The sequence below is a fragment of the Actinomadura sp. CNU-125 genome, assembly GCF_001942465.1.
In the GTDB taxonomy this organism is placed as follows: domain Bacteria; phylum Actinomycetota; class Actinomycetes; order Streptosporangiales; family Streptosporangiaceae; genus Spirillospora.
Genome location: NZ_MKJY01000077.1, coordinates 58,341 through 68,587, shown reverse-complemented (window position 1 = coordinate 68,587; position 10,247 = coordinate 58,341). Strand labels below are relative to the sequence as shown.

11 protein-coding genes are annotated in these 10,247 nt (G+C 72.8%); 8 read left to right on the top strand and 3 right to left on the bottom strand.

All coding sequences use genetic code 11. The annotated features are described in order from the left end of the window. The first annotated feature begins 364 nt into the window (after positions 1-364). The 8 genes from BJF79_RS10745 to BJF79_RS55330 all read left to right on the top strand — a co-directional run bounded on the left by BJF79_RS10745 (position 365) and on the right by BJF79_RS55330 (position 6,502). Positions 365-1,198 carry a hypothetical protein gene (locus tag BJF79_RS10745; RefSeq protein ID WP_143219836.1) on the top strand — a complete coding sequence of 278 codons (834 nt, stop codon included), beginning with the start codon at positions 365-367 and terminating at the stop codon, positions 1,196-1,198. A gap of 45 nt (positions 1,199-1,243) precedes the next feature. Next, positions 1,244-2,173 (top strand): deoxyribose-phosphate aldolase, encoded by a 930-nt coding sequence (deoC, locus tag BJF79_RS10740; RefSeq protein ID WP_075896727.1) that lies wholly within the window; start codon positions 1,244-1,246, stop codon positions 2,171-2,173. 2 nt (positions 2,174-2,175) lie between these two features. Beyond that, positions 2,176-3,606, top strand: coding sequence for an aldehyde dehydrogenase family protein (locus tag BJF79_RS10735; RefSeq protein WP_075896713.1), 1,431 nt, complete (start codon positions 2,176-2,178; stop codon positions 3,604-3,606). Next, on the top strand, positions 3,599-4,453 hold the full coding sequence (locus BJF79_RS10730; protein WP_075896711.1) for an aldehyde dehydrogenase family protein: 855 nt from the start codon (positions 3,599-3,601) through the stop codon (positions 4,451-4,453). The genes BJF79_RS10735 and BJF79_RS10730 overlap by 8 nt, the downstream gene beginning before the upstream one ends. Before the next feature lie 77 nt (positions 4,454-4,530). Then, positions 4,531-5,328: a hypothetical protein gene (locus tag BJF79_RS10725; protein ID WP_075896709.1), complete on the top strand. Its 798-nt coding sequence runs from the start codon at positions 4,531-4,533 to the stop codon at positions 5,326-5,328. A 3-nt stretch (positions 5,329-5,331) separates the two neighbouring features. Then, positions 5,332-5,577 carry a DUF2630 family protein gene (locus BJF79_RS10720; RefSeq protein WP_075896707.1) on the top strand — a complete coding sequence of 82 codons (246 nt, stop codon included), beginning with the start codon at positions 5,332-5,334 and terminating at the stop codon, positions 5,575-5,577. Continuing rightward, complete coding sequence (locus tag BJF79_RS10715) at positions 5,574-6,107, top strand: LLM class flavin-dependent oxidoreductase (protein WP_075896705.1); 534 nt, start codon at positions 5,574-5,576, stop codon at positions 6,105-6,107. Before BJF79_RS10720 ends, BJF79_RS10715 begins: the two co-directional genes overlap by 4 nt. 131 nt (positions 6,108-6,238) lie before the next feature. Beyond that, complete coding sequence (locus BJF79_RS55330) at positions 6,239-6,502, top strand: hypothetical protein (protein ID WP_075896703.1); 264 nt, start codon at positions 6,239-6,241, stop codon at positions 6,500-6,502. A 4-nt stretch (positions 6,503-6,506) separates the two neighbouring features. Here the strand turns inward: BJF79_RS55330 and argS are convergent, their stop codons facing one another. The 3 genes from argS to BJF79_RS10695 form a co-directional block, all read right to left on the bottom strand. Further along, positions 6,507-8,252 (bottom strand): arginine--tRNA ligase, encoded by a 1,746-nt coding sequence (gene argS, locus BJF79_RS10705; RefSeq protein WP_075896701.1) that lies wholly within the window; start codon positions 8,250-8,252, stop codon positions 6,507-6,509. A gap of 80 nt (positions 8,253-8,332) precedes the next feature. Then, positions 8,333-9,628 (bottom strand): phosphate acyltransferase PlsX, encoded by a 1,296-nt coding sequence (gene plsX, locus BJF79_RS10700; RefSeq protein WP_143219835.1) that lies wholly within the window; start codon positions 9,626-9,628, stop codon positions 8,333-8,335. Positions 9,629-9,881: 253 nt separating this feature from the next. Next, positions 9,882-10,202, bottom strand: coding sequence for a hypothetical protein (locus BJF79_RS10695; RefSeq protein WP_262401828.1), 321 nt, complete (start codon positions 10,200-10,202; stop codon positions 9,882-9,884). Positions 10,203-10,247 lie beyond the last annotated feature (45 nt).

Below are 10,247 nucleotides of genomic sequence, written 5' to 3'. Positions count from 1 at the left end.
ACCGGCCGCCGTCGCCGCCGCCCTCGACGCCGCCTCCCCGCCCTCTCCGCGTGCCCGGCGACCGCCGCCGCGGGCCCGGGCCGGGACGCGGGCGGCGTCCGGATCGCGCCGCTGCCCGCGCTGGGCGCACTCGGCGCCAACTACAACGAGAACCTCGACCAGGTGAACTACCGGGAGTTGCGTGCGGCGCGCGCCGGCTGGGTGCGCGGCTTCTACGCGATGCCCGAGGCCGACGAGGTCCCGCCGGCGCGGAGCGACACCGTCCGGGCGATCCGCGACGCCCACGACCGGGGGTATCGCACTCTGCTCGCCCTTAACGTTCCCAAAGCCCGGCACCCCCTTCCCCCGTCCGGGCAGCGCGGAGATGGCCGCCGAGCTGGAGCGGCTGGACCGCGTGCTGCCGCACGTGCTCGGGACGGCCGACGTCATCACCGTGGGCAACGAGCCGTTCATCGAGAGCATGCCGGCCGAGCGCGACGAGCGGCTCAACCGGTTCTACGAGACCGTCGCCCGCCACGTCATCGAGACCAGGGCCGAGGTCTGCGGGGCGGACTGCTCCACCCACCTGTTCATGGGAGCGCTGAACCGGCTGGACCAACCGGGCAAGCGCACTCCCGCCGTCGAGCGCTACCTCGCCTTCGTGCGGGAGACGCCCGAGATCGAGGGCGTCGACCTCCATCCGCACGTTCCCGACGAGACGCTGATCCAGGACTTCCTGGACTACACCCTGCCGCGGCTCCGCCCCGACCAGACCTTCCTGGTCACCGAGTTCTCGCTGGTCTGGTACTGGCAGAAGCACATGACCGACCGGATCCCGGCCGCCTTCGCCCGGCGCCACGGCTACGCCCCGGACACCCGGGTATGGCAGGTCATCGGCGAAGCGATCGAACGTCCCTTCCCGCAGCGCAAGTGGAACGAGTTCCTCGCGCAGAGCCCCTGGTTCGAGGCCAAGGAACATTTCCTGCGGGACCAGACGGAGCGTTTCCGGAGCACCGGGCGGCTGGCCGTGGCGACGTACGGCTTCCGGCAGATCCCCTCCATGACGGCCGGGTGGAGCGCGACCAAGCCGCCCTGGCTGCTCAACAGCGTGTTCGCCACGCTGACGGTGCGGCAGCGCGGCCAGGGCATGTCGGCGCGAACCACGCCTGGCTCGGCGACTTCCGCCGACTGCAATGACGGACGTGTCGTCCCGTCGTGATGTCCGCGTTTTGTCCCGGTGACGTACTTCGGCGATGCTGAGGGCGTGTCAACGGAGACTCTTACCGGCGCCGCCGAGCTGCGCGCCTTCCTGCACGGGCTGCCCGGCGTCGACCGGGTCGGGGCCGAGGAGCGCGCGGCCCGGCTGGCGTCGCGGTCGATCAAGACGTCGGCGAAGGCCGCGGCGATCGACCTCGCGATCTCGATGGTGGACCTCACGACGCTGGAGGGCGCCGACACGCCCGGGAAGGTGCGGGCGCTGTGCGCCAAGGCCGCCCGGCCCGATCCGGACGACCCGGGCGTGCCGAGGGTCGCGGCGGTGTGCGTCTACTCCGACCTCGTCGACGTCGCCGTGCGCGCCCTGGACGGGACGGGCGTCGGCGTCGCGAGCGTCGCGACCTCGTTCCCGTCCGGGCGGGCGCCGCTGGAGGCGAAGCTCGCCGACACGCGGGCGGCGGTCGCGGCCGGGGCCGCGGAGATCGACATGGTGATCGACCGGGGCGCGTTCCTCGCGGGCGACTACGCGAAGGTCGCCGACGAGATCGCCGCCGTGAAGGACGCGTGCGGGTCGGCGCACCTGAAGGTGATCCTGGAGACGGGCGAGCTGGCGACGCTCGACAACGTGCGGCGCGCGTCGTGGCTGGCGATGCGCGCGGGCGCCGACTTCATCAAGACCTCGACGGGCAAGGTGTCCCCGGCGGCGACGCTGCCGGTCACGCTCGTGATGCTGGAGGCCGTCCGCGACTACCGGGCGGCGACCGGACGGCAGGTCGGGGTGAAACCGGCGGGCGGGATCCGCACCACCAAGGACGCGATCAAGTACCTGGTGCTGGTGAACGAGACGGCCGGGCCCGACTGGCTGGCGCCCGAGCAGTTCCGGCTGGGCGCGTCCAGCGTGCTCAACGACCTGCTGATGCAGCGCCGCAAACTGGCCACCGGCGTGTACTCCGGTCCCGACTACTTCACCCTGGACTGATCATGGTTTTCGAGTACGCGCCCGCGCCGGAGTCGGCGTCGCTCGCGCGCCTCCGCGAGTCGTACGGGCTGTTCGTCGACGGCGAGTTCGTGCGGGGCGGCGGGGAGCCGTTCAAGTCGATCAACCCGGCGGACGAGACGGTGCTCGCCGAGGTCGCGTGCGCCGACGAGGGCGACGTCGACCGGGCGGTCAAGGCCGCGCGGACGGCGTTCGACAAGGTGTGGGGCCCGATGCCGGGCGCCGAACGCGCCAAGTACCTGTACCGGATCGCCCGGATCGTCCAGGAACGGGCGCGGGAGCTGGCGGTGCTGGAGTCGATCGACAACGGCAAGCCGATCCGGGAGTCCCGCGACGTCGACGTGCCGCTCGTCGCCGCGCACTTCTTCTACTACGCCGGTTGGGCCGACAAGCTCGGGTACGCCGGGTTCGGGACGGACCCGCGGCCGCTGGGCGTCGCGGCGCAGGTCGTCCCGTGGAACTTCCCGCTGCTGATGCTCGCCTGGAAGATCGCCCCCGCGCTGGCCTGCGGCAACACCGTGGTGCTGAAGCCCGCGGAGACGACGCCGCTGACCGCGCTGGTGTTCGCCGACATCTGCCGGCAGGCCGAGCTTCCGGCCGGTGTCGTCAACATCGTGACGGGCGCCGGGGAGACCGGCCGGGCGCTCGTCGCCCACGACGGCGTGGACAAGGTCGCGTTCACCGGGTCGACCGAGGTCGGCAAGGAGATCGCGCGGACGGTCGCCGGGACGCGCAAGCGGCTGACGCTCGAACTCGGCGGCAAGGCCGCGAACATCGTCTACGACGACGCCGCGCTCGACCAGGCCGTCGAGGGCGTCGTCGACGGCATCTTCTTCAACCAGGGGCACGTGTGCTGCGCCGGGTCGCGGCTGCTGGTGCAGGAGTCGGTCGCCGACGAGCTGCTGGAGCGGCTGAAGGCGCGGATGGCGACGCTGCGGGTCGGGGACCCGCTCGACAAGAACACCGACGTCGGGGCCGTGAACTCGGCCGCCCAGCTGGACCGGATCCGCGAACTGTCGGCGTCCGGCGAGGCCGAGGGCGCGACCCGCTGGTCGCCGCCGTGCGAGCTGCCGGACCGCGGGTTCTGGTTCGCGCCGACCGTGTTCACCGGCGTCGCGCAGTCGCACCGCATCGCGCGCGAGGAGATCTTCGGGCCCGTCCTGTCGGTGCTGACGTTCCGCACGCCGGACGAGGCCGTCACGAAGGCCAACAACACGCCGTACGGGCTGTCCGCCGGGATCTGGACGGAGAAGGGCTCGCGGAGCCTGTGGACGGCGCAGCGGCTGCGGGCCGGCGTGGTGTGGGCGAACACCTTCAACAAGTTCGACCCGGCGTCCCCGTTCGGCGGCTACAAGGAATCGGGGTTCGGCCGCGAGGGCGGACGCCACGGACTGGAGGCGTATCTCGATGTCTGAGCGGCTGAGCGTGCGCAAGACGTACAAGCTCTACATAGGCGGCGCGTTCCCCCGATCGGAGTCCGGCAGGTCGTACGTGGTCACCGACGCGAAGGGACGGTTCGTCGCGAACGCCTCGCACGCCTCCCGCAAGGACGTCCGCGACGCCGTCGGCGCGGCCCGCAAGGCGTTCGGCGGCTGGTCCGCCCGCACCCCCTACAACCGTGGGCAGATCCTCTACCGGGTCGCGGAGATGCTCGAAGGGCGCCGCGTTCAGTTCGTGGACGAGCTGCGCACCGCGGGGCTCTCGAAGGGCGCGGCGACGGCCGAGGTGGACGCGGCCGTCGACCGGTGGGTCTGGTACGCGGGGTGGGCGGACAAGCTCGCCGCCGTCGCCGGGTCCGCGAACCCGGTGGCGGGGCCGTTCTTCAACTTCTCGACGCCCGAACCGACCGGCGTCGTCGGCGTCGTCGCGCCCGACTCGCCGCTGCTCGGGCTCGTCTCGACGGTCGCGCCCGCGATCGTGTCCGGGAACACGGCGGTGGTCGTGGCGTCCGAGCCCGCGCCGCTCCCGGCGGTCACGCTGGCCGAGGTGCTCGCCACGTCCGACCTGCCCGGCGGCGTGCTCAACATCCTGACCGGGCGGCGCGACGAGCTGGCGCCGTGGCTCGCGACGCACATGGACGTCAACGCGCTCGACCTCGCGGGCGTCCCGGCGGACGCGGTCGCGGACCTGGAGGAGAAGGCCGCCGGGAACCTCAAACGGGTGGTCCGTCCGGGCGATTCCGATTGGGGCGCGGAGCCGGGAACCGCCCGGATGACCGCGTTTCTGGAGACCAAGACGGTCTGGCACCCGGTTGGGGTGTGAAACCCGAATGACGCGGAGTGTGTAGAGCTTCACCTTCTGTGGAATAGATCTCCCGATCATCACAGGGGGGAGATCGCATGCCTGCCAAGACCAGGGCGACCAAGTCGTCCAAGACCAGCTCCGCGAAGTCGAACGGCACGAAGGCGTCCACGTCGCGGGCGTCCGCCTCGAAGACCGCTGCGAAGAAGCCCGCGTCGCGGACGAGCGCCGCGACGAGCCGCTCGTCGACCGCCGCCGGGACGCGGGTGACCAAGGCGGCGTCCGAGGCCAAGGCCGCCGCCACGAAGATGAAGTCGGTCGCGACGAAGGCGTCGTCGTCGGCGAAGGCCATGACCGCGATGACCAAGGCGATGACGACCGCGACCAAGGCGATGACCGACGCCGCCAAGGCGATGGACGCGGCGGCCAAGGAGATGAGCAAGGAACGCGCCAAGGCGGCCAAGAGCACGACCGCGGCGAAGAGCTCGACCGCCAAGTCCGGCACCGCGCGCAAGTCGACCTCCGCCGCCTCGCGTTCCCGGTCGACCACGACCGCCCGGACGACCCCGGCGAAGTCGAGTTCGGCGAAGTCGGGTTCGGCCAGGGCGAGCACGAGCAAGGCCAGTACGTCCAAGGCGAGCACGAGCAAGGCGAGCACGGCGAAGAAGAGCGGCCCGCGCGCCTCGACGGCCCGCAGGAGCACGACGTCCCGCACGACGAGCGCGTCCGCCAAGGGGGCGGGATCAGTCGGCCGAAGCCCGGCCGCCCGTGCCGTCGCCGCCGCCCGGTCCGCGGCCGCGACCGTGCCGCCCGCGGCGCCGTTCGTCGAGCCGCGGACGTCGCCCGGCGGGTTCCTCAGCGGCCTCACCGGCAACGGGATCGGGCGCGGGCGCTGACCGATGAAGGAAGAGGACATCCTCGCCCGCATCGGCGAGTTCGTCGGCGAGGAGCAGGACCTGCGGGCACGTCTCCAGCGCGGCGACCTGAGCCGGGCCGAGGAGCGCCGGCGGCTGCAGGACCTCGAAGTCGCGCTCGACCAGTGCTGGGACCTGCTGCGCCGCCGCCGCGCCCGGCTCGACGCGGGCGAGAACCCGGACGACGCCGGGGTGCGTCCGCCGGACGAGGTCGAAGGCTACCTGCAGTGACGCGGCGACCGCTGCGGTTCGGGCTGTCGCTCGGACCGGACGGCGCCGAGCCGCTGATCCGCACCGCGCAGGACGCCGACAGGTTCGGGCTCGACCTGCTCGGCGTCCGCGACGAGCCGTACCGGCGCGGCAGCGCCGACGCGTTGGCGGTGCTGGCGGCCGCGCTGGCCGTCACGTCGCGGATCCGGATGCTGCCCGCCGTGGCGTGCCTGCCGCTGCGCCCGCCCGCCGCCCTCGCCAAGGCGATCGCGACCATGGACGGGTTCAGCGGCGGGCGCGCCGAACTCGGGCTCGGCGCCGGTGCGTCCCCGGCCGGTGTCGAGGCGTTCGGCGGACGGCCCGCGCCCGGTGCGTCCGCCGTGGCCGCGCTGGAGGAGGCGGTCCAGGTCGTCCGGTTGCAGTGGAGCGACCAGGGCGGTCTCGTGTTCGGCGGCGCGCACTACCGGTTCGCGGCGCCGCAGGCCGGGCCGGCGCCGCGGCGGCGGATCCCGATCTGGCTCGGCACGGACGGGCCGCGCGGCTCGACCTGACCGGCCGTCGCCGACGGCTGCGCGCCCGGTCCGCGCGCGTCCCGCCGAAGCGGCTGCCCGAGGCGCGGCGCCGCATCGACGCCGCCGCCGCCCGCGTCGGCCGCGACCCCGCCGACATCCGGCGCGGGTACGTGCTGGACGGGACGATCGCCCGCGAGTCGCGCGGATTCCTGCACGGCCCGCCGCGCCAGTGGATCCACGAACTCACCGAACTGGCCGTCGGGCACGGCGTCGACACGTTCCTGTTCGCGGGCGCGCCCGAACACCTCGCGGAGTTCGCGCTCGAGATCGTCCCGTCCGTCCGGGAGCAGGCCGCGCGGGAACGGGCGGGGGCACCCGGGACGGGCGCACCTGCGCCGGGAACCCCGGAGACGGGGGCGCCCGCCGCCCGCTGAGGCCCTACATGCGTTCCGGGGTCGGGACGCCGAGGAGGTGCAGGCCGGTTTCGAGGGTGCGGAGCGTCGCGGCGCACAGCGCCAGCCGGGACGCCTTCGTGTCCTCGTCGGGGGCCTTGAGCACCGGGCAGTTCTCGTAGAACGTCGTGTAGGCGTCGGCGACGGAGTACACGTAGCCCGCGAGCTTGTGCGGCTCGGCGGTCGCACCGGCCTGCTCCAGCGCGGCGCCGAATCCGAGGAGCGTCAGCGCGAGCGCCCGCTCGGCGGGGTCGCGCAGGACGATCGGGCCGGTCGCGTCCTCCGGCGCGATGCCGCCCTTGCGGAAGATCGACCGGATCCGCGCGGCCGCGTACTGCAGGTACGGGCCCGTCTTGCCGTTGAACGAGATCATCCGGTCGAAGTCGAAGACGTACTCGCTGTCGCGCGCCACCGACAGGTCGGCGTACTTGACCGCGCCCATCCCGACCGCCTCGACGATCTGCGACCGGGTCGCGTCGTCGAACTCCTCGACGTGCTCGATCTGGTCGAACGCGGCCCCGGCCCGCTCGACGGCCTCGTCCAGCAGTTCGGCGAGCTTCACGGTGCCGCCCGCGCGGGTCTTCAGGATCTTGCCGTCGGTGCCGAGGACGTTGCCGATCTGCGCGTGCTCGGCCGGGACGTCGTCGCCGAGCCAGCCCGCCATCCGGGCGACGGCGAACATCATCTGGAAGTGCAGCGACTGCGGGGTGCCCACCACATAGATCATCCGGTCGACGTGCTCGGTGTCGACCCGGTACCGGACGGTCGCGAGGTCGGTCGTCGAGTAGTTGTAGCCGCCGTCGCTCTTGCGGATGATCACCGGGAGGGGCTCGCCCTCGCGGCCGGTGAACCCGGGCGGGAACGCGCACAGCGCGCCGTCGCTGACGACGGCGATGCCCTTGTCTTCGAGTTCCCGCACCGTCGGGGCGAGGAGGTCGTTGTAGAAGCTCTCGCCCTTGATGTCGTCGTCGGTGAGGCTGACGCCGAGCCGCGTGTAGACGGACTCGAAGTACCGCTTCGACACGTCCACGAGGATCTGCCAGAGCCGCAGCGTCTCCGGGTCGCCCGCCTGGAGGGCGACCACCCGGTTGCGGGCCCGGTCGGCGAACACGGGGTCGCCGTCGAACTTCTTCCGCGCCGCCTGGTAGAAGGCGGTGAGGTCGCGGACGGACGAGTCGTCGCGCGCGGCGGCGTCCTCGCCGAGGTCGAGCAGGTGCTCGATCAGCATCCCGAACGGGGTGCCCCAGTCGCCGACGTGGTTGTCGCGGACGACGTCGTGCCCGAGGAACTCCAGGATGCGGGCGATCGCGTCACCGACGATCGTGGTCCGCAGATGGCCGACGTGCATCTCCTTCGCCACGTTCGGCGAGGAGTACTCGACCACGATCTTCTGCGGTTCCGCGGCCGCCGGAACGGCGAGCCGCGCGTCCTCCAGGGCCCGCTGGGCCTCCCCGGCGATCCACTCGTCGGCGAGCGTCAGGTTGATGAAGCCGGGCCCGCTGACCTCGACCTTCGACACGAGGCCGGCGACGTCGAGATGCTCGGTGATCTCGTTCGCCACGTCTCGCGGCTTGCGGCCCAGCTTCTTGGCCAGCGGCAGCGCCACGTTGGCCTGAAGGTCGGCGAACTGCGACGGCCGGATGACCGGGTCGGCGTCCGCGTAAGACGGTCCGAAGGCGGCTGCGAGCGCGGCCTGGACCCGGGCGGCGAGTACGAGTTGCGGGTCGGACATGCACAAAGGCTATCGGCCCGCGCGCGCTACCTCGTCCTGGTTTTCCCATGCGGGCCGCGCGGATCGCCCGCAGGTCGCGATCACGGTTTGCCGCCGGGCAGCTCGACGTCGTCCGGGGCGGCGTCCTCGGCGGAACGCGGCGGTGGCGGCGCGTCGAGGACGCCCCCGCCCGGACCGCCGTTCGCCGAGGCGGCCGGAAGGTCGCCCGCTTCGGACGCCGTCTCGTTCGGCCGGTCGGCGTTCTTCTCGTCGCCCGTCCCGTGCGTCCAGCGCCCGAACCGGTGGGTGCGCGTCAGCGCCACCTGCTCGCGGATCCGCTCCACGATGCGTCCCGCGGCGAGCCGGTCCGCCAGCTCGCACGCCGACGTGATCGCGCGGGCCCGGGCCGCGCCGTGCGCGATCACGACCGTCCCGTTCAGGCCGAGCAGGACGCCGCCGCCGTAGGTGTCGGGGTCGAGCCGGTCGCGCAGCCCGGCCATCCGGCGGCGCTGCAGCAGCGCGCCCATCCGGGCGGTCGCGGTGGACGTCATCGCGTCGCGGATCTCCGCGAACGCCGTCCGGATCGTGCCCTCCATCGTCTTCAGCGCCACGTTCCCGGTGAACCCGTCGGTGACGATCACGTCGACGCTGCCGCGCAGCAGGTCGTGCCCCTCCACGTTCCCCGCGAACTCGATGCCGTGGTTGCCGCTCGCGAGCAGTTCGTGCGCGCGCTTGGCGAGCTTGTTGCCTTTCCCCGGCTCCTCCCCGATGGTCAGGAGCCCGACCCGGGGACGTTCGGTGCCGAGCAACACCTGCGCGTAGGCGGTGCCGAGCGCCGCGTACTGCACGAGGCCCTCGGCTTTCACGTCGGCGGTCGCGCCGGCGTCCAGCAGGATCGTGGGTCCGGGCCGGGACGGCAGCGTCACCGCGATCGCGGGCCGCATCACGCCCTGCTGCCCCTTCAGCCGCAGCCGGGACGTCGCCACCACCCCGGCGGTGCCGCCCGCCGACACCAGCGCCGACGCCCGGCCCTGCTTGATCAGGTGGCAGGCGATCGCGATGGACGAGCGGGGCTTGCGCCAGCTCGCCAGCGCGCCCTCGCCCATGTCGAGGGCCTCGTCGGCGTGCACGATCGGGATCTGGCCGGTGATCCCGTACCGGTCCAGCTCGCGGCGGATCCGGGGCGCCTGGCCGACCAGGACGAGCCGGACGTCGTGCTCGCGCACCGCCTCCACCGCGCCCGCGATGATCTCCGCGGGGGCGTGGTCGCCGCCCATCGTGTCGACGGCGATCGGCAGCGGGCGGACCCGCCGGGCCGTCCCCGCGCGGCGGGCCGGCGCCGTCCCGTGGCGCGACGGACGCGACGGCTCGCCCCTCGCCGACGTGCTGCCGGACATGGCGGCTCCAGACGGTGAAAGAACACCGGCGCGGAATGCGGTGCTCTGCGATGATGCAGCTCATCGCATGGTAGGACGTTCTTTCACCCGTCTTGACGACCACCGCCCGGAGTGGCGATCTTCACTGCGAGGTTTCCGGCCACCCCAAATCCCCCCCGGGTTTCGTTGATCTGCGGCGTGTTGCCCTAACTCGGGCGTCCATAAGGGCAACACGCCGCAGATCAACGTGAGGACGGTCGCGTCCGGGTCCGGGTCACTCGTCCTTCTGGCAGCCGTCGCCCATGCACGCGAGGTTCTCCACGAGCGGCTGCCCGTCCACGAGGATCGTGTAGTAGGCGTCCTGCGTCTGCATCTGCCCGCTGCCGAGGACTTCGACCGGCTTCTTGTCCGTCGTGGTCCCGGTGCAGGACACGCGCAACCGCTGGTTCGTCCAGCCCGGCACGCCTTCGCAGTCGAGCGGGCCCGCCAGGGTCACGCCGCGTGCCTTCAGCTCGGCCGCCGCCATCGACGGCATCGCTCCGCGCATCTCCGACTGCGTCTTGTAGGGCAGTTCCTTGCCGCCGGTCAGCAGCACGATCGCGGCGGCGGCGACCCCGCCCAGGACCAGGGCGCGGCCACG

Bases quoted from the DNA above. Each gene is read 5' to 3' on its own strand.
- BJF79_RS10745 (WP_143219836.1), top strand. From the start codon at position 365: ATGGCCGCCGAGCTGGAGCGGCTGGACCGCGTGCTGCCGCACGTGCTC.
- BJF79_RS10735 (WP_075896713.1), top strand. From the start codon at position 2,176: ATGGTTTTCGAGTACGCGCCCGCGCCGGAGTCGGCGTCGCTCGCGCGC.
- BJF79_RS10730 (WP_075896711.1), top strand. From the start codon at position 3,599: ATGTCTGAGCGGCTGAGCGTGCGCAAGACGTACAAGCTCTACATAGGC.
- BJF79_RS10725 (WP_075896709.1), top strand. From the start codon at position 4,531: ATGCCTGCCAAGACCAGGGCGACCAAGTCGTCCAAGACCAGCTCCGCG.
- BJF79_RS10720 (WP_075896707.1), top strand. From the start codon at position 5,332: ATGAAGGAAGAGGACATCCTCGCCCGCATCGGCGAGTTCGTCGGCGAG.
- argS (WP_075896701.1), bottom strand. From the start codon at position 8,252: ATGTCCGACCCGCAACTCGTACTCGCCGCCCGGGTCCAGGCCGCGCTC.
- plsX (WP_143219835.1), bottom strand. From the start codon at position 9,628: ATGTCCGGCAGCACGTCGGCGAGGGGCGAGCCGTCGCGTCCGTCGCGC.